Source organism: Prosthecobacter sp. (assembly GCF_044226605.1).
GTDB lineage: Bacteria > Verrucomicrobiota > Verrucomicrobiia > Verrucomicrobiales > Verrucomicrobiaceae > Prosthecobacter.
This window is the reverse complement of the sequence record NZ_JBGAGS010000026.1, coordinates 92,920-110,568: the sequence shown is the minus strand read 5'-3', so window position 1 is coordinate 110,568 and position 17,649 is coordinate 92,920. Positions and strand designations below refer to the sequence as shown.

At 60.5% G+C, this 17,649-nt stretch carries 14 protein-coding genes and 1 tRNA gene; 7 read left to right on the top strand and 8 right to left on the bottom strand.

The window, feature by feature from the left end:
- Window positions 1-430 precede the first annotated feature (430 nt).
- The gene (locus ACILSO_RS27695) at window positions 431-811 is read left to right on the top strand and encodes a hypothetical protein (protein WP_395740734.1); all 381 of its coding nucleotides are present in this window, start codon (window positions 431-433) and stop codon (window positions 809-811) included.
- Between the two features lie 14 nt (window positions 812-825).
- Here ACILSO_RS27695 and ACILSO_RS27690 read toward each other — a convergent pair whose 3' ends face one another.
- Complete coding sequence (locus ACILSO_RS27690) at window positions 826-1,761, bottom strand: sodium:calcium antiporter (RefSeq protein ID WP_395740733.1); 936 nt, start codon at window positions 1,759-1,761, stop codon at window positions 826-828.
- Window positions 1,762-2,571: 810 nt separating this feature from the next.
- Between ACILSO_RS27690 and mgtA the strand changes: the two genes are divergently transcribed.
- A complete protein-coding gene (gene mgtA, locus ACILSO_RS27685; protein ID WP_395740732.1) occupies window positions 2,572-5,097 on the top strand; it encodes a magnesium-translocating P-type ATPase in 2,526 nt (841 codons plus the stop codon).
- Window positions 5,098-5,290: 193 nt separating this feature from the next.
- On the opposite strand, the gene ACILSO_RS27680 is transcribed toward mgtA, so the two are convergent.
- Window positions 5,291-6,325: a YbhN family protein gene (locus ACILSO_RS27680; RefSeq protein WP_395740731.1), complete on the bottom strand. Its 1,035-nt coding sequence runs from the start codon at window positions 6,323-6,325 to the stop codon at window positions 5,291-5,293.
- A gap of 221 nt (window positions 6,326-6,546) precedes the next feature.
- On the opposite strand from ACILSO_RS27680, the gene ACILSO_RS27675 reads away from it, so the two are divergent.
- Genes ACILSO_RS27675 through ACILSO_RS27665 form a run of 3 tightly spaced genes read left to right on the top strand, consistent with a single transcriptional unit; the run spans window position 6,547 to window position 9,411 of the window.
- Window positions 6,547-7,704 carry an ABC transporter permease gene (locus ACILSO_RS27675; RefSeq protein WP_395740730.1) on the top strand — a complete coding sequence of 386 codons (1,158 nt, stop codon included), beginning with the start codon at window positions 6,547-6,549 and terminating at the stop codon, window positions 7,702-7,704.
- A gap of 8 nt (window positions 7,705-7,712) precedes the next feature.
- Window positions 7,713-8,450, top strand: coding sequence for an ABC transporter ATP-binding protein (locus ACILSO_RS27670; protein ID WP_395740729.1), 738 nt, complete (start codon window positions 7,713-7,715; stop codon window positions 8,448-8,450).
- Window positions 8,451-8,472: 22 nt separating this feature from the next.
- On the top strand, window positions 8,473-9,411 hold the full coding sequence (locus tag ACILSO_RS27665; RefSeq protein WP_395740728.1) for an efflux RND transporter periplasmic adaptor subunit: 939 nt from the start codon (window positions 8,473-8,475) through the stop codon (window positions 9,409-9,411).
- Between the two features lie 24 nt (window positions 9,412-9,435).
- On the opposite strand, the gene ACILSO_RS27660 is transcribed toward ACILSO_RS27665, so the two are convergent.
- The 5 genes from ACILSO_RS27660 to ACILSO_RS27640 all read right to left on the bottom strand — a co-directional run bounded on the left by ACILSO_RS27660 (window position 9,436) and on the right by ACILSO_RS27640 (window position 14,582).
- Complete coding sequence (locus ACILSO_RS27660) at window positions 9,436-10,332, bottom strand: ThuA domain-containing protein (RefSeq protein ID WP_395740727.1); 897 nt, start codon at window positions 10,330-10,332, stop codon at window positions 9,436-9,438.
- 29 nt (window positions 10,333-10,361) lie between these two features.
- Window positions 10,362-11,645, bottom strand: a complete 1,284-nt coding sequence (locus ACILSO_RS27655) for an SGNH/GDSL hydrolase family protein (RefSeq protein ID WP_395740726.1) — start codon at window positions 11,643-11,645, stop codon at window positions 10,362-10,364.
- Window positions 11,646-11,659: 14 nt separating this feature from the next.
- Window positions 11,660-12,469, bottom strand: coding sequence for a ThuA domain-containing protein (locus tag ACILSO_RS27650; protein WP_395740725.1), 810 nt, complete (start codon window positions 12,467-12,469; stop codon window positions 11,660-11,662).
- Between the two features lie 245 nt (window positions 12,470-12,714).
- Window positions 12,715-13,542, bottom strand: coding sequence for an NAD(P)-dependent oxidoreductase (locus ACILSO_RS27645; protein WP_395740724.1), 828 nt, complete (start codon window positions 13,540-13,542; stop codon window positions 12,715-12,717).
- An 8-nt stretch (window positions 13,543-13,550) separates the two neighbouring features.
- A complete protein-coding gene (locus ACILSO_RS27640; protein ID WP_395740723.1) occupies window positions 13,551-14,582 on the bottom strand; it encodes a peptidylprolyl isomerase in 1,032 nt (343 codons plus the stop codon).
- Between the two features lie 177 nt (window positions 14,583-14,759).
- On the opposite strand from ACILSO_RS27640, the gene ACILSO_RS27635 reads away from it, so the two are divergent.
- Together ACILSO_RS27635 and ACILSO_RS27630 are read left to right on the top strand one after the other, a co-directional pair.
- On the top strand, window positions 14,760-15,551 hold the full coding sequence (locus ACILSO_RS27635) for a hypothetical protein (protein ID WP_395740722.1): 792 nt from the start codon (window positions 14,760-14,762) through the stop codon (window positions 15,549-15,551).
- 50 nt (window positions 15,552-15,601) lie between these two features.
- Window positions 15,602-17,407 (top strand): MbnP family protein, encoded by a 1,806-nt coding sequence (locus tag ACILSO_RS27630; protein WP_395740721.1) that lies wholly within the window; start codon window positions 15,602-15,604, stop codon window positions 17,405-17,407.
- Between the two features lie 16 nt (window positions 17,408-17,423).
- Here the strand turns inward: ACILSO_RS27630 and ACILSO_RS27625 are convergent.
- Window positions 17,424-17,497: transfer RNA gene (locus ACILSO_RS27625), tRNA-Gln, on the bottom strand.
- Window positions 17,498-17,649: the final 152 nt, after the last annotated feature.

Genomic DNA, 17,649 nt, shown 5'->3' with positions numbered 1-17,649 from the left:
AGCGCTGCTGCGCACTGCGGAGGCGCGCACGCCACCCGAGCTCGATGCGGCGATCAGTCAGGCATTCTCAAAAATCACAGAAAAAGACGCCGCGGGCTGGTTTGCCTCTTGTGGCTATAGTATTATTTAAAACGCTCTAGTTTTCATCGATCATGATGTAACCATTCTTCAGCCATGGGTAAAACTTTTGGCTGTAATACGGAACTGTAGGGTCATCCCCACCGTACATGGGATACCCGTGAAAAGGGATGGGCACGGGGGAGATTTCAAGCCCGTGGTGGGAGATCAAAGAACCGCCCCACACGAGACTGACTGAAACCTGTTTCGTGGCTGGATCGTGCGAGAAACTCGCATGAGCGGGAAACCCCCAGCCAAAAGCGCCCACCTGTGGCGGAAGATCATTCCACTTCAAGTCGCCCACCTGATGCGGATGATCGTCCTGCTCCACGATGCGAAAGCCCTTTCCCGAGGCAATTTTCTTCCTGACCACGCCAACGATTTCGTCCATGACTTCCTGGCTGAACACGCTCCTGATGTGCGCCCTGCGTCCCATCTCGAAGTAGCCGTCGTCCAAGAAAATCATGGGAGTGAAGACGATGAAGAACGCGATGGCGGCGAGCAAAAGACGCTGAATGCTCAAGGACCAAAGAGCCAGGAGAATGACTGCGAGGAGGCAGAGCAAGAAGACGAGTCCAGGCAGGAACCAGAGCGGGATAAAAAAGAAGACACCGAAGCATCCGCTCAAAAAGGCAGTGCCCGCCGTGGCCAGGGCGAAGACAAACATGGAACCGAGCAGGACTCGATTCAGTAAAAGGGAGCGATTCATCAGTGCGTTGGGCTTTGGTCGAGAGAGAGCATCACATAGGTGGCGTAGATGGCCAGCAGCAAAATACCGCGGAAGCGGCCGATGCAGCCGCCGGGTCCGGGGATGATGAGCAGGGTGGTCAGGGCGCCGAAGAAGAGGCTGGGCATGATCTCGGGGAGGTTGACCTTGTAGGGCTGGATCAAGGCGGCGACCGAGGCGATGAAGAAGGCATTGAAGACGCTGCTGCCGAGGATGTTGCCAAGGCCGACGTCATGATGACCACGAATGCGGGCGATGAGGGTGGTGGCAAGTTCCGGCGTGCTGGTGGCGACTGCGACGATGACGGAACCGACAATGAAGGGGCTCCAGCCAAGGGCGGTGGCGATGGTTTTGCCGCCATGCACCACGAACTGGGCGGAGCCGATGAGCAGAGCGAGGCCGAGCAAAATGCAGCCAACCATTTTACCAGCGGAAACCTTTTGCGCCGGAGCAGCATGCGACGCCGCATGAGCGCGTGCATGCGAGATGACGGCGAGGAGCCAGGCGAAGAAGCAGCCCATCATGATGACGGCGTCGGTGCGGGAGAACCAGCCGTCCATCAGGAGCAGATAAACGACACCAGGAACGATGAGCGCGACAAACCAGTCGCGCAGCACGCCGCTGTCCTCCACCTTCATGCCGGAGAAGGAAAGCACCAAGGCAAGAACGAGGGAGACATTGACGACGTTGCTGCCCAGCACATCTCCGAGGGAGATCTGCGGCACGCCATCGTGCGCGGCATGGATGGCCACCATGAGTTCGGGGGCTGAGGTGCCAAATGCGGCCACGGTGACACCGATGACGGCGGTGGGCCAGCGGGCCCATGCGGCGATGCCGACGCCGCCGCGGACGAAGAGTTCACCGCCGAACCAGGCGAGGACAACACCGGCGAGAAGGTAGAGAATGGCTGCAGTCATAAGGATGAAAATACAGTCTTATCCCTTGGCGGCAGCGGCGATGCGGCAAGTGCGATCGGAGCGGTATTTTGGAATGGACATGGTGAGGCCAACAACCGCCCGCACCTGAACTCCAAGGGGCTGATTTTGAAAGGGGGAGCATTTGGGGGAGGCTGTTCGGTAGCCGCGTGAGAGGTAGGCAACTGCCAGAGCGGTCTGCTGCTAAATGAACTACAAATTACAAATCCAGCAGACTGTGGCAGGCGTGAGGTGGCTCGGAATTCTGATTCCGGGTACGACCATGTCGCGGTATTGGAATGCCGCGCTACATCTCTGCGTGTCGCCGTTGGAAGTGGATGAGCACGGGAGAGCCAGAGAAGGTTATTCGGGACACAAGGCACAGGTACGACTGAGCACTACAAAGCGGGAGCGTCGCCAGGCCATGGGGCTTCTTCGGAGTCCTCCTCCATCTCATTCCAGTGCAAGGTGCCGTCTGAATGTACACAAGGGGGCAGAGGCTGAGGATAGTACAAGGACATCACGCCTGAGAGCTGCGAACTGCCCAGGTGACCGCCAAGCAGGACGCTTTGATCCACGAGATGCCGCAGGCAGGAACAGGTGTTCCGCCAGGGACAGTCCAAGGAGCATTCCAGGTTGGTGGCGTCGTGGTGCATCGCCGGTGCGTGGTGTCGAAGGCATGCACGCTGGCCGAGGCGGTGCTGTCCATGGGCAATCTTCCGCGCTTCGGGCTACTGGATTCCAGTAGGGGGAAGAAAAGAATGGGTGGAAATGGACATTGCCACGCCACGATTCAGCCTGAGAAATGGGAGCATGAAGTTTCATGTGCTCTCCCTCAATGCCGCTTTGCTGCAGGTTCGCTCGCGAAGCGAAGGGCTTACGAGCGCCGAGGCAGAGGAACGGCTGGCGAGTGCGCAGGGAAGAAAGCGCAGCGCAGGAGGGGGAGCATGGCGGCTGCTGCTGAGCCAGTTCCGCAGTCCGCTGGTGATCCTGCTGCTGGTGGCGATGACGATCTCCGCGTTTGTGGGAGACAAGATGGATGTGCTGATCGTCTCGACGGTGGTGCTGATGAGCACGCTGCTGGGCTTCTGGCAGGAATACCGCGCAGCGAACGCGGTGGCGGCGCTGCTGGCGGTGATCCAGGCCCGGGCCACGGTGCTGCGCGATGGAGTGAAGAGTGAACTGCCGGCCAGCCAGATCGTGCCAGGAGATGTGGTGATCCTGAGCGCGGGTGACACGATCCCGGGAGACGGGCTCATTATCGAATCCAAGGACCTGTTTGTGGATGAATCTGCGCTGACGGGCGAAAGCTATCCGGCGGAAAAGAAGGCCGGAAGCGTGGCCGAGGATGCGAAACAAAGCGAACGCAGCAACTCGGTGTATGAAGGCACGCATGTGGTGAGCGGCACGGCACGGGCAGTGATCATGGCCACAGGAGCGGAGACCGAGTTTGGCGCGATCTCTGAACGGCTTAGGCTGCGCGCGCCGGAGACGGATTTCGAGCGGGGGCTGCGGCGCTTTGGCGAGATGCTGATCAAGGTGACGCTGGTGTTTGTGATTGCGATTTTTGGCATCAATGTGTTTTTCCACCGGCCGGTGCTGGATGCGTTCATGTTTGCGCTGGCGCTGGCGGTGGGGATGACACCGGAGCTGCTGCCGGCGATCGTGAGCATCACGCTGGCGCGAGGGGCAAAGCGCATGGCGGAGGAGCATGTGATCGTGCGGAGGCTGTCATCGATCGAAAACTTTGGGAGCATGAACGTGCTGTGCTCTGACAAGACAGGGACGCTGACCGAAGGGAAGGTCAAGCTGCTGGGGGCGCACGATGCGGAGGGGAAGGAAAGCGACCTGGTGAGGTTGCACGGGATTCTCAACGCGACGTTTGAAAGCGGATTCACCAATCCCATCGATGCGGCGCTGCGGGCTGAAGCGCACCCGGAACTGGGAGGCTTCACGAAATTTGACGAGGTGCCGTATGACTTCATCCGCAAGAGGCTGAGCGTGGTGGTGGAGGATGCGGATGCGGCGCGGCGCCATGTGATGATCACGAAGGGCGCGTTTGCCAATGTGCTGGCGGTTTGCACGAAGGTGGCGACGCCAGCCGGGGACAAGCCGATGGCGGAATTTCATGATGCTTTGCAGCAGCGATTTGCCGAGTACAGCCATGCGGGGCACCGGGTGCTGGGGCTGGCCACGCGCGATGTGACGGATGATCCGGTGATCAACAAGGATGATGAAGTGGCGATGACCTTCACCGGTTTTTTGCTGTTTGATGATCCGCCGAAAGCGGGCGCCGCTGAAGCGATCCAGGAGCTGCGGCAGCTGGGGGTGGACTTCAAGGTGATCACGGGAGACAACCGGCTGGTGGCGCAGCGGCTCGGCGGGCAGATGGGGATTGCGAGGCCGGATGTCCTGACGGGAGATGATCTGCACCGGATGAACGAGGCCGCGCTGATCAACCGCGTGAGCGAGGTGGACATCTTTGCCGAGACGGAGCCGAACCAGAAGGAACGCATCCTGATCGCGCTGCGCAAAGCGGGGCACGTGGTGGGGTATCTGGGAGACGGCATCAACGACGCCTCCGCACTGCATGCGGCGGATGTGGGGATCTCCGTGGATGGAGCGGTAGATGTGGCGAAGGAGGCGGCGGACATCGTGCTGCTGCGCCATGAACTGGGCGTGCTGGCACGCGGTGTGCGCAACGGGCGCGTCACCTTTGCGAACACGCTGAAGTACATCTTCATCGCCACGAGCGCGAATTTCGGAAACATGTTCAGCATGGCGGGGGCGTCTTTGTTTCTGCCGTTTCTGCCGCTGCTGCCGAAGCAGATCCTGCTGAACAATTTTCTCTCGGACCTGCCAGCGCTGACGATCGCGACGGACAGCGTGGATCCGGAGCAGGCGCTGAAGCCGCGGCGCTGGAACCAGAAATTCATCCGCCGGTTTATGATGACGTTTGGGCTTGTGAGCTCGGTGTTTGACTACCTCACGTTCGGGGCGCTGCTGCTGGTGCTGCATGCCGGGGAGGCGCAGTTTCAGACGGGGTGGTTCATGGAGTCTGTGCTGACGCAGATGTTCATTGTGATGGTGATCCGGACGCACAGGCCGATCTACAAAAGCAGGCCGGGGAGATTTCTGGCGCTGGCGACGATGGCGGTGGCAGGCAGTGTGGTGCTGCTGCCGTACACGCCGCTAGGAGGATTGTTTGGGCTGGTGCCCCTGCCGTGGAAGTTCATGGTGATGCTGGTGAGCATCACGCTGCTGTATTTGCTGACGAGCGAGTGCCTGAAGCGGCTGATGTTTGCGCGGCTGGAGCAGGCGGAGGGTGGGGGACGGTGAGAGTGGTTATTGAATGATGTGGCGTTTATTTGGGAACTGTTTGCGCGAAGGGTGCTTCCAGGACCGGCTGAAGCCGGTGCTACACTACGTGCGCTGGCTCGCTGCAAACCTGGGGTGTTGTGGAGCTTCCGAAGCTGGCTGACGCCCGAACTACGTGCTCAGAAAAGAGGATGTCAGGTGATTGAGCAGTGGCTCAAGATGCCTTGTCTTTTGGGCGGTTGGGCAGGAGCCAGCGTGAGCATAGGAGGCCGGGGAGCATGGGGAGCCAGAAACTGAGACCGCGGAAGAGCAGTGTGGCGGAAAGGCCCACGGACAGGGGCATGCCGATGCTTTTCAGGGACATGACGGAAGCTGTTTCGAAGGTGCCCAGACCGCCGGGAATGATGCCGATGGTGCGAAAAAGATTAGAGGCCATGAAGCTGGAGAACACGCCGGCGAGAGAGGCATTGAAACCCAGAGCGCGTGCGGCGACCCAGATGGTGGCAGCATCGAGCAGGAAGATGAATGCGTGCATGAAGAAGGCCAGCAGCAGCACGCGGTGATTGTGAAAAGAGCCGGGAGGCGCGTGCTCCACCCACTGGAGGAGGCGTGTGAGTTTGGAGAAGCGGCGCAGCTTTGCCTTCACCCATGTGGTGCCGCCGCTGGGTAGAAAAATCAGGAATGCGGCCACGCCAAGCTCAGCCAAAACAAAGACAAGCATGGCGACACCCACCCAGTGAGGGAGGAAGGCATGAAACAGGGCCAGGCCCAGCGCGAGCGCCATGCAGGAAGCATAGGCGAGGTGATACATGGCCACGTCCACCAGCACGGCGGAAGCCACGACCGCCCCTGGCATGCCCATGCGGGAGAGGGCGCCGGAGACCACGGCCACGCCGCTGATGCCGCCGGAAGGAAGCGCCTGATCGACAAAGAGCATCGCGAGACTCAGTTCAAAGGATTTGCCCAAAGAGAGCACCTGCCCTCTGGCTGCGACCACCACCCGCCAGACGATGCCCTGCAGCAGATAGGTGAGGGACTGAAGCACCAGTGCGAGACCAAGCCAGAGAACATCGATCTGCTGAAGCAATTGAAGAAACTCCTCTTCTTCCGTGAGGTGCGTCACGACGAGAATGAGAGCTGCACAGGCTGCGGCGCCGACCAGCCAGACAAGCCAGGGGATGGAGGACGGCTTTCTCTCTGAGTCCAGCGGCGAGGCTTGAGGGTCGTCAGGTCTCGGCTCTTCAGGCATGCCATCCATTGAGTTCAGCCTGCGGTGAAGTCAATGGGGAAAGCGGTGAGGGAAGGCATCAGCAAAATCAAAACCGTTTTGGAATCTTATTTCGGCGAAGGCAGGCAGCGCCCAGCATGGATGGTGCGGTCCATTAAGCGAAAGGCCGCTGGCGGTGGCGCGCAAGATTGGCAGGGTCTTGGCCATTGTCCCGGATGAAGCAGGGCTTACTTCATGAGCGCATGTATTTTTACGCGCTGAAGATGCTCATGGGTGATCGTGCCAAGTACCTTGGCATCATCATCGGGCTTACTTTCGCCTCGCTGCTGATCACGCAGCAGTCGGCCATTTTTGCGGGGGTGATGTCGCGCACGTTCAGCTTTCTGACAGATGTCTCGCTGCCGGACATCTGGGTGGTGGATCCGCAGGTGCAGTACATTGATGACATCAAGCCGATGCAGGACACCAAGGTGCTGCGGGTGCGCGGGGTGAGCGGAGTGGAGTGGGCGGTGCCGCTGTACAAAGGGGCGCTGCGGGCAAGGCTGGACAACGGCACCTTCCAGACGTGCATCGCGATCGGGCTGGATGACGAAACGCTGATCGGCGGGCCGCCGCGGATGGTCTCTGGCAGCCTTGCGGATCTGCGGCGCAGCGACGGGGTGATCGTGGATCAAGCAGGCGCGGAGGGCAAGCTGGCGAAGCGGGCACCCGATGGCAGGCGCGTGGCGCTGAAGGTGGGAGACACGCTGGAGCTGAACGACCACCGCGTGTATGTGGCGGGCATCTGCCAGGTGACGCAGACTTTTCAGGCGAACCCGGTGATTTACACCACCTACTCCCGTGCGACCACCTTTGCGCCGCAGGAGCGCAAGCTGCTCTCGTTTGTGGCCGCCAAGGCAAAGCCGGGAGAAGACCCGGAGAACGTATGCGCGCGCATCCGCGAAATGACGGGCCTGATGGCCTACACGCCGGCGAAGTTCAAGGAGCTGACGTTTTACTACTACCTGAAATACACGGGGATGCCGATCAACTTTCTCACGGCGGTGGCGCTGGGCTTCATCGTCGGCATCACCATCTCCGGCCAGACCTTCTACAACTTCACGCTCGACAACCTGCGCTACTTTGGGACGCTGAAAGCGATGGGGACGACCAACCGCACGCTGCTGCGGATGATTTTGCTGCAGGCCCTGGTTGTGGGCGTGATCGGGTATGGGATCGGCGTGGGGCTGGCTTCAGCGTGGGGCGGACTGCTCAGCGGGAGAACGCAGATAGCCTTCTACCTGCCGTGGCAGCTTCTGCTGATTTCTGCGGTGGCGATCTTGTGCATCTGCCTTTCAGCGGCGGCGCTCAGCATTCGCAAAGTCATGAAACTGGAACCCGCCGTGGTGTTCCGCAGCTGATCGCGCCCATGCCTGTGCCTTCTCCAGTTTCATCTTCTCAGATTGCGGTTAGCTGCCGCGGACTGACCAAGACCTTTGGCAGCGGAGCCACCGCCTTTCAGGCATTGCGCGGGGTGGACCTGGAAGTGCGCACCGGAGAGATGCTGATGCTGGTGGGGCCGTCCGGCTGCGGCAAGACCACGCTGATCTCCATCATCGCGGGAGTGCTGCGCAGAGATGGCGGGGAGTGCAGCGTCTTTGGCCATGACTACCTCTCCATGCCGGAGCAGGAGATCACGCGGTTTCGTGGAACGCACACGGGCTTTGTGTTTCAGGCCTTCAACCTGATCCCAACGCTCACCGCGGCGGAGAACGTCTCGGCGCCCCTGGTGATCAATGGCATGAAACGCAAGGCGGCGATGCAAGAGGCAAGTGAGATGCTGCGACGGGTGGGCTTTGATGAACGAATGCTGGAGTCTTCCCCCGTGGATCTTTCCGGAGGGCAGCAGCAGCGAGTGGCGATAGCGCGCTCCCTGGTGCACCAGCCGGATCTCATTGTGTGTGACGAACCCACCAGCGCGCTGGATGGCGAGACGGGGCGCAAGGTGATGCAGCTGATGCGCGAGCTGGCGCTCGCCACCAACCGCGCACTGATCGTGGTCACGCACGATGCGCGCATTTTCGACTTTGCCGACCGCATCGCCCACATGGAGGACGGTCGCATCACGAGCATCGAAACACCTGAGCGAGCCGCCGCTTCAGCCTGAACCTTTTATTTTCCCGAAAGCCATGATCCGAAAATACATTCTACCTTCGCTGGCCCTGGCAGGCGTCATACTGGGCATCATGGTGGCTGTGCAGGGGGCGAGGACAAACCCTCCGGCCAGTCCCGTGGCGAAGCCGGCGCACGCGCCTTACGCCGTCTTTGTGGCAGGCGCGGGAATCATTGAGGCGAGCACGGAGAACATCGCCATCGGCACGACAGTGGGCGGAGTGGTGGCGCGGATCTACGTGCAGATCGGCAGCGAGGTGAAGGCGGGCGATCCGCTTTTCACGCTGGACGACCGCACGCACAAGGCGGAGATCGCGCTGCGGGAGAACACGGTCAAAGTGGTGGAGGCGCAGCTGGCGGACGCGAAGGACGAACTGGCCTTCAACGAGAACATCGGAGACAAAGGAGCGGTGAGTGCGGAGGACACGAACAAACGGCGCAATACGGTGCGCATTTGCGAAGCACAGCTGGCACAGGCGCGGGCGCAGCTCTCAAGCGCGCAGACGGAGCTGGAGAAACTGACGGTGCGTGCGCCGGTGGAGGGGCAGGTGCTGCAAATCAAGATTCACCTGGGTGAGTATGCCCCCGCCGGAGTGCTGAGCACACCGCTGATGATGCTGGGCAAGGTGGAGCCGCTGCACGTGAGAGTGGATGTGGATGAAGATGATGCGTGGCGCATCCGCGCAGGCGCGGTGGCCACAGGCTCCCTGCGCGGCAACAAGGACATCAGCACGCCGTTGAAATTTGTGCGCTTTGAGCCTTATGTGCTGCCCAAGAGATCGCTCACTGGAGACAGCACGGAGCGGGTGGACACGCGCGTGCTGCAGGTGATCTTCAGCTTCAAGCGTGGCGACCTGCCGCTCTTTGCGGGACAGCAGATGAATGTCTTCATCGATGCGCCGACGCGGAGCTTCAAGCCTGGGTCTGGTGAGCCGTCCGTGGAGGTGAGGCCGTGAGGAGGGGCGAGTGACGGAGTGCTTTTACCGGGCAGCTCCGGGTGCCAGCCAGCGCAATGCATTCTCCAAGACGAGGAGGGTCTCGGCCTGCTTGAAGACGGGGTAGGTCTCGTGGCCGGGGCGGAAGTAGAAGACGCGGCCGTGGCCGACTTTCCAAACGCATCCGCTGCGGAAGTGCTCGCCTTTGTCCCACTTCTCCTCAAACACGACCTCATCTGGCGCGGGGACGTGAAAGGGCTCGGAATACATCTCGGTGCGGGGAATGTCCCACTGGGCAGGCAGACCGGCGGCGATGGGATGACGGGGCAGCAGCGTGGTGACGTGGGAGGGAGCGCCGTCATTTCGATACATGGGAAAAACACAGGCCGGCAGGGTGAGCTTCCATCGGCTGCCTTCTCCTTTTTCAACAAACGGTGTGATGCGGGCTGCGCGGCCGACGCCCTGGTAATAGGGGGCAGCATTGCTGAACTCCCACTGAGCAGCACCGCGCTCGCTTTCGGGAAGAGCTTTGACGGCATCCTCCTTGGCCCGCTCCTGCATGAGACGAACGAAGGGCTTGGACCAGTGCGCGGAGTGCAGGCTGATCAATGCGAGCCTGCCCTGCATGACGCGTTTTACCACCGCCTCCATGCGATCGTCATTCTGCTCCTTGGCGCGGCGATGGCTCCAGAAGATGAGGACGTCTGTTGCGTCCAAGGAGGCATCGCTGAGGCCCTGATCAGGGTCATCGAGCCTGGCATTTTTCACCACGAGGTCGGGAAGCTGTTCCAAACGCGCGGCAATAGTCTCGCCGAGGAACTTTTCGCCGTAGGCCTGCTTTTGCTCGGGCTGCTGCTCGTCCCAGACCAGGATGCGAATGCGGTCTGATGCTTGCAGCGCTGGCAGCAGCAGTGCGGTCATGAGAAAGAGGATCCATTTCATCGCGAGTGCTCCTTTGGGTCTTTGATTCTTTATTTCCCCTTCCCCACGGCTGGCAGCACGCGGTCGGCGATTTGCTGGCTGAGGAGCTGGTAAGCCGGTGTCTGCCAGTGGAAATTGTCTCCGGAAGCGAGGTCGAGGTGGGAGGCGAGAAGGGTGTAGGCGTCGATGACTTCGATGTTCTCCTGCTTCATGATTTGGGCGGAGAGGTTGTTGAGGCGGAGGACGATGTCGTTTTTGTCGCCAAAGGCGGTGACGGGTTTGTCGGGGGCGGGACGCGCGGCGGTGTGTGGCGTCGTCATGAGGTAGAAGATTTTGGCCTGAGGTGCACCGCTTTTGAAGCAGCGGGCGAGTTTCTGCATGCGATCGAGGACGAGGGCGTCAGGGACTTTGTCGGGAGTCCAGCCAAGGGAGTGGAGGCCGTTGTTGAAGACGATGGCGTCGAACTTGAAGTGTCCGGCCATTTCGGTGAGAGCCTGCACGGGGACATCGCCACCGACGAAGTGAACGCAGTGGAAAACGTAGATGTGCTGCTTGAGCATCTCGGCAATGAAGGGGCCGCTGTAGCCGCCGGAGATGGAGTCGCCATAGATGAGCACTTTGGGCCACTCGGGGTGTTCGATCTTGGGAACATCGAGGGCCCAGCCTTTCCCAGCGACCGCGCCGCGGGGGAACTGGCCGGTGGTCTCCTTCTTCGAAACGTAGGCGTATGTGGGGCCGAAGACTTTCACGGCATGCACTGTGACGGGCATGGTTTTGGATTTCGCGCTGTCGTTGCGGCCGATCCACATAGGACCGCTGCTGGGGATGAGCTCCATGAAGCATTTTTTGATGGGTGCGTCATCGATGTAGAAGGTCGCGAGGCCGTTGCGCACGGCCATGGTGAAGGTGACGGGCTTGTTGATCTCGGGTTCGTTGCGACCATTGAGGGAGCCGCCGACCATAAGGATCTTGTTAACGACGGAATTCACCTGGCGGGCGTAGTAGGGCTTGTCCTTGTAGTTGAAGAACATGGCGAAGCCGTCGTCTTTGTCGGTGCTCTGCTTGTTCATGACGGTGAAGACGGAATCTTGCACGAGGGCATCGAGCGAGAGCGTGACTTGCACGGTGAAGTTCTTTTGGTCGGGAAACGCTTCTGCGGGGACGGCGAAGGACGCGCCGTCGTGGAGCTTGATGGTGCCGTTCGTTTTTTCGACGGGGCCGGATTGGTGGGCGGCGGGGATTTCGTTTTTCGCGAGGTCCCAGAGGAGGGATTCATCGGCAGCGAAAATGGTGCTGGTGAATGCGAGAAGGAGAGCGGTGAGGATGTGCTTCATGGTCGTGTGACTGCTTATTTCGCGGTCTTCTTTGCTGCGGCCCAGCGGATGCCTTCGAGGATGTGGTGGCGGACGAAGGGGGTGCTGAGGGAGCGGAGGTCGTGGCCGAACTCGGTGTAGAAGAAGCGGCCGCCTGAGGCTGGAGTGTGGGTCCAGGCGATGGGGTGGTCGGTGCCCATGGGTTTGCCGCCGCGGGTTTTGAAATAGTCGCGCACGGGGGTGTAGGTGGACTCGTCCACACGCAGGAGGACTTGGAAGCCGGGAAGGCCGGTGACGGAGTGGTCGTGATTGGTCCAGTCGGCTTCGATGAAGAACTCCGCGGGCTGGCCTTTGACGGCGGGGTGATCGTTGGCGGCGGGATCGACGGTGACTTTGGCTTTGGAGAAATCGGAGTCACTGTTGAAGTCGCAGCCGGCAAGCTGGGTCAGCCATGGCCAGGCTGTTTGATGCACGAGTGCGGCGTGGATGCCGACGACGCCTTTTTTGCCGGAGGCAAACCAGGCTTCGACGGACTGGCGCTGGGGCTCGGGGATGATTTTGTCGAGTTCGTTGGCGTTGTTGAGGAGGAGGACGTCGTATTTGGCGATGACCTGGGGGACGAGGTCTTTGGGGGATTCGGTGATATCCACGTCGAAGCCGTTTTCATGGCCGAGGAGGACGAGCCAGCGATTGATGGCGGGGATGTCCGGATGGCGGTAGTAGGCGGTGGCGGAGAAGACGAGGACTTTGAGGCGGTCGGTGGTGGGGGTGGTGGAGGCTGGGGTGTCGTGGGCGCGCAGGAGGGTGGTGAGCGCGGTGAAAAGGAGGAGTGCGCGGAGGGGCATGGGATATATTATCGACTGGTAGATGATGCGGGGATTCCGGACCGGCTAAAGCCGGTACTACAATACGAAGAGGAAGAAGCCGGAGCGGGCTAAAGCCCAAACTACGTACGGGGAGGCTGGCGCTGCGGAGGAGAGGTGTGTGGCTTCGAGGCTGGAGCTTGAGGCGGAGCGCTTTGATCGAGGACGAGTTCGAGTAGGAGGACGAGGACGAGCGAGCCTGAAGGGAGGAAGAGGCGTGATTGCTTTTAGCGTTGGCCGATGACGCTGAAGTCGAGGTCGCCTTTGCCGGCTTCGACGCTGGCGCGCATGGCGGCGGCGGTGCAGTCGAGGGCGGGGGTGTTGAGCTTGGATTGGGCGGCAAGTTCGCGGGCGAAGTCGGCGTCCTTGAGCATGTTGACGAGGGCGAAGTGAGGCTCGTAGTCGCTCTTGATGATGGCGGGGAGCTTCATGCCGATGAGGGTGGAGAAGTTGGCGTTGGACTCCAAGGCGGTGAGAAGGCGCTCGAGGGGGATGCCGTTGGCCTTGGTGATGTCCGCAGCTTCGGCGACGGCCTCGACGATGACGGCGGAGACGAGATTGGTGACAATCTTGAGCACCATGGCCTCGCCGACGGCGCCGAGGGGGAGAATTTTGGCGGCGCTGGCTTCAAGAACGGGACGGGCGCGCTCCAGGAGGAGTTCACTGCCGCCGATGTAGTAGCTGAGCTTGCCGTTTTGAGCGGCCATCTTGCTGCCGGTGAACGGGGCATCAAGGAAGGCGGCACCGGTTTCTTCAACGAGTCTGGCTGCCTGCAGCGTGGCTGCCTTGCTGACCGTGGCGTGATTCATGACGAGGTGGCCGGCCTTGAGAGCAGGCTTCATGTCCTCAATGGCTTCGATGAGGGCGGCGCTGTCGCGCACGAAGATCTGGATGATGCCGGCGGCCTCGGCGACTTCGTGGGGAGAGGAGAGGAAATTCGGAACCGGGCGGGCGCTGCGGCTCCAGACGAAAACTTCGTGCCCTGCTTTGCGCAGGTTTTCCGCCACACGACTGCCGATGATGCCAAGACCGAGAATGCCAACGTTTTGTTTCATGCGCGCACTTAGGGCGAAGGCTTGGCGCGGTCAATGACCTCGGCGTGATAAAACACGGAGGGCCGGGCACGCTGGCGGAGGGAGGCGATGAGGCTGTTCACGGCTTCTTCACGCCTTGCGCTGGTGAGATGGGCCGCGATCTCGGCCTGGACTTCGTCGAATGCAGGCAGACGTGACTCGCGGCGGTCCAGCAGAAGGATGATGTGCCAGCCGAGAGGGGTCTGCACGGGCGCGCTGAGCTGACCGGGACGGAGATTTGCCACGGCGGCCATGAATTCAGGAGGCATGCGCTGATGGGTAAACCAGCCGAGATCGCCGCCGAGAACCTTGCTACGATCGTCTTCGGAGGCTTGTGCAGCAAGCTGGGCAAAGGTCTTTTCCCTGGCCAGAAGCTGGCGGTGAATCCGGGAGATTTCGGTGCTGCGGTCGGGCTTGGCAGAATCGTGGCGGGTGAGGAAGATATGGGCCGCGTGGAATGCCTGCGGGATGCGCAGGGTTTCCTTGTGCTGATCATACCAGGTGCTGAGTTCGGGACGGGTGATGCTTTCGAGCCGCGGCTGAATCTGCCGCGCGATCCAGGCTTCATCGCGCAGCACCTGTTCGACCTTCGCGTCGAATGCTTTTGAGGTCAGGTGCTGAGCGGCGAGGCGCCTGGAAAGGTCTGCGGGCTCGACAAACTGGCGCTGGTGCATGTCTGCCTCGCGCTTCGCTGAGGTCGACAGGGGAGTGGCAGCCTCCTGGTCCGACAAACGGCAGGTGCGGACGAGGCGGTTGTTCACCATGGACTCCAAGACTTGCAAGCGGGTCTGTTTCTGAGAATCGGGGCTGAGATTTTCCCAAGATTGATCGCTCCGCCAAAGGCGCTCGCGAATGGCGGCCTCCAGATCTTCGAGGGTGATCGACTGGACATTCACGTCCGCAGCGACGGCGAGTTCTGGGCGGGAGGTGTCATGAAAAACGAAGAGGGCGGCCGCAAGGGCACTGATGAGAAGGAGCCAGGCGGTCGTGGACCAGAGAAAGCGCAGAGGAGGACGAGGCATCAAGAGGGGCAGCCTAGGGGGATCCGGAGTCGAAGGCAAGACAGCCTCATCGGCCCACAAGACCGAGATGTTTAAGCCATGTTAAATATCACACACAGTGAAACTGTTGTAAATTTTATGTATACCAGCAAATTAAACGTAGATTTAATGAGACTTGCTCATAACTTTCATACCATCATGACCTTTCCAAAGCTTCTCCCTCTGATTTTTGTGGCGACCCTAGCCACAGCGTCGGCTGACACGGTGACCGTGACTGGGCTGGACAACAATGGTAATTCGATCGGGCAGTATTCGATTGGTGGACAGACCTATTGGTGGCTGTGCATTGAGCCCGGACCGCCTGCTTTGAGCAATCAGACCATCACGGCGCAGACGCTTTCTTTTCAGGATGGCTGGACGGTGCAGAACACGGAGCGCAATAGCATCTATCAGTCTGATCCCCTTTTCTACGCGAGCATCGTGCCAAAGCAGGTTTCGGTGATGGAGTACGTTCTCGACAAGTACCTGCCATGGGACACGCTTTCCGGATCTTCCGGCCGTTTCCTTGAGCAGAGCGGTGACTATCACAACTTTGGCAACAACGACCCGTTCTACAACGCGATGTATGCGGTGGTGAACTTCCTGGCGGAGACGGAAGGCAAGGAGCCGAAGTCGGACTTCACCAACATGAGCGACTACCTGGACTACAACAGCGGGCTGGGCACGGCGGTGGGCGACGCGAGGTCTGCGATCTTCCAGAGCATCCTGAGCGACGTGGCGGCGAAGGATGGCGCGGGATTTTTCTCCACCTACACGGCTCAGCACGGCTACTTCACCGTGAACACCCTTTTGCCAGAGAACGACGCGAACAACTGGCAGGACGGACTGGTGATCGGGTCTTTCGCACCGGTGCCGGAACCCGGCAGCGCGCTGCTGATCGCGTGTTTCGGGATCGCCCTGCTGCTGCGTCGTCGCGGACGAATGAATTGATTGGAGTTTGAAAGCGCGCCGGAGGCGCGAAGCCAGCCCCTGCATGGCGTATGTGCCAGGAAGCCACCAACACTCTGTTCTTTCTGGTGAGGAGGGCCCCGTGGATGAGGATGCTGGCGGTGTGCGGAGCACTGCTGGGGGTGGCGCCGGTGACGAGAGGGCAGGAGATGAGGCTGGAAATCATTCCCGTGGTGAACGGGGAGAGAATGCTGCTGGAAGATTGGAAGGTGCCCGTGCTGGGTGGGGGCGAAAAAACTCAGTCCCGGGTCTCGCGAATGGACTTTCTGCTTTCCGGGCTGGCGCTGCAGAAAAAGGACGGGACTTGGGTGGAGTCGCGTGACTGGTTTGCCTACCTGAGCGCCGGAGCGGGAAAACTGACGGCCAAGGGTTCGGGAATTCCAGAGGGTGAGTACCGAGGGGTGCGATTTCGGATTGGGGTGGACGAGGCGACGAACAAGTCGAACCCGAACATGTATGCGCCGGATCATGCGCTGAATCCGCAGGTCAACGGGCTGCACTGGGGGTGGCAGGGCGGATATATTTTCATGGCCCTGGAAGGACGGTGGATGAATGGAGGGAAGGAAGACGGATTTTCCTATCACATCGCGAATGCACCGCAGCTGATGACGGTGGAGATTCCGGTGGAGTTTCGAGGAGGGCGGCCGCTGACGGTGAGGCTGGATCTGGACATGGAGCACGTGGTGGCGGGGGTGGACTTTGTGAAGGATGGAAGCTCAACGCACTCACGCGAAGGAGATGCCGCGGCGGCAAAGGTGAAAAGGAACATCGAGAAGGCGTTCCGGCTGCGCAGCATGAGCCACGATGTGTACCAACTACCAGCCTATACCAGCACGCCTGCCCCCCTGCCCCATGGGACACATGCAGTGACACCGCCCATGACCCTGCGCTTTCCGCAGGTAAAGCTGCCGGCGGACAACCCGCTGACGGAGGAGGGCGTGGCGCTGGGGAGGCTGCTGTTTCATGACAAGCGGCTGTCCGGCAACGGCACGCAGTCGTGCGCGTCATGCCATGACCAGGCGCACGCGTTTGCGGATGCGCGACGTTTCAGCCTGGGGGCGGAGCAGCAGGTGGGAAAGCGCAATGCCATGCCGCTTTTTAATCTGGCGTGGCAGCAGGCGTTTTTCTGGGACGGGCGGGCGGCGACGCTGCGCGAGCAGGTGCTGATGCCGATCCAGGACAAGCATGAGATGAACGAGACGATGCCAAACGTGATCGCGAAACTGAGCGCTGATGAAGCGTGTAGGGCGGCGTTTGAGAAGGCTTTTGGAAGCCGGGAGATCACGGCGGAGCGAGTGGCGATGGCGCTGGAGCAGCAGTTGCTGACTTTGGTCTCCCAGGAGTCGCGCTTTGACCGGGCAGCACGCAAGGTGGCGGAGCTAACAGAGAGCGAGAAGCGCGGGCTGAGGCTGTTTGTGACGGAGTTTGACCCGAAGCGGGGACTGCGTGGCGCGGACTGCTTTCACTGCCATGGCGGGACCCTGTTCATGAGCCAGCCGTTTGCGAACAACGGCCTGGTGCTAACAGAGGAAGATACAGGACGAATGGCTGTGACGAAGAACGAGGCGGACCGGGGCAAATTCAAAACGCCGAGCCTGCGAAATGTGGCGGTGACCGCGCCGTACATGCATGACGGGCGCTTTGCCACGCTGGAAGAAGTGGTGGAACACTACAGCAGCGGGGTTAAGCGGACGAACACACTGGACGCCAACCTGGCGAAGCATCCGGAGGCGGGCATTCAGCTCACGTCGCAGGAGAAGGCAGACTTGGTGGCGTTTCTGAAAACGCTGACGGATGAGAGCTTTACCGGCGCAGCGGGCTCGACTGCCGAGCGATGAGGCGGCACTTCCCGAATGGTTACCCCGTAAGGACTCGAACCTTAAACGAGAGAATCAAAATCTCCTGTGTTACCATTACACCACGGGGTAGAAGGTGCGCTCGGTTCGATATTAGAGCTGCATTTTCGGTGCGCAAGGGCGGCTTGGAGCTGAAATGAGCGGTTTTTGAGGTAATTCCGCGTTTTGAGGCCTGCTGGAGTGGATGAAAAAGGGGCTGAAGCGAGAACGAAACGAATTTTTTT

Excerpts from the sequence above, each read along its gene's own strand:
- ACILSO_RS27695 (WP_395740734.1), top strand. The coding sequence starts at position 431 with ATGATCGTCCTGCTCCACGATGCGAAAGCCCTTTCCCGAGGCAATTTT.
- ACILSO_RS27645 (WP_395740724.1), bottom strand. The coding sequence starts at position 13,542 with ATGAAACAAAACGTTGGCATTCTCGGTCTTGGCATCATCGGCAGTCGT.
- ACILSO_RS27635 (WP_395740722.1), top strand. The coding sequence starts at position 14,760 with ATGACCTTTCCAAAGCTTCTCCCTCTGATTTTTGTGGCGACCCTAGCC.
- ACILSO_RS27670 (WP_395740729.1), top strand. The coding sequence starts at position 7,713 with ATGCCTGTGCCTTCTCCAGTTTCATCTTCTCAGATTGCGGTTAGCTGC.
- ACILSO_RS27655 (WP_395740726.1), bottom strand. The coding sequence starts at position 11,645 with ATGAAGCACATCCTCACCGCTCTCCTTCTCGCATTCACCAGCACCATT.
- ACILSO_RS27650 (WP_395740725.1), bottom strand. The coding sequence starts at position 12,469 with ATGCCCCTCCGCGCACTCCTCCTTTTCACCGCGCTCACCACCCTCCTG.
- ACILSO_RS27630 (WP_395740721.1), top strand. The coding sequence starts at position 15,602 with ATGTGCCAGGAAGCCACCAACACTCTGTTCTTTCTGGTGAGGAGGGCC.
- ACILSO_RS27660 (WP_395740727.1), bottom strand. The coding sequence starts at position 10,332 with ATGAAATGGATCCTCTTTCTCATGACCGCACTGCTGCTGCCAGCGCTG.
- ACILSO_RS27675 (WP_395740730.1), top strand. The coding sequence starts at position 6,547 with ATGTATTTTTACGCGCTGAAGATGCTCATGGGTGATCGTGCCAAGTAC.
- ACILSO_RS27690 (WP_395740733.1), bottom strand. The coding sequence starts at position 1,761 with ATGACTGCAGCCATTCTCTACCTTCTCGCCGGTGTTGTCCTCGCCTGG.
- ACILSO_RS27680 (WP_395740731.1), bottom strand. The coding sequence starts at position 6,325 with ATGCCTGAAGAGCCGAGACCTGACGACCCTCAAGCCTCGCCGCTGGAC.
- ACILSO_RS27665 (WP_395740728.1), top strand. The coding sequence starts at position 8,473 with ATGATCCGAAAATACATTCTACCTTCGCTGGCCCTGGCAGGCGTCATA.
- mgtA (WP_395740732.1), top strand. The coding sequence starts at position 2,572 with ATGAAGTTTCATGTGCTCTCCCTCAATGCCGCTTTGCTGCAGGTTCGC.
- ACILSO_RS27640 (WP_395740723.1), bottom strand. The coding sequence starts at position 14,582 with ATGCCTCGTCCTCCTCTGCGCTTTCTCTGGTCCACGACCGCCTGGCTC.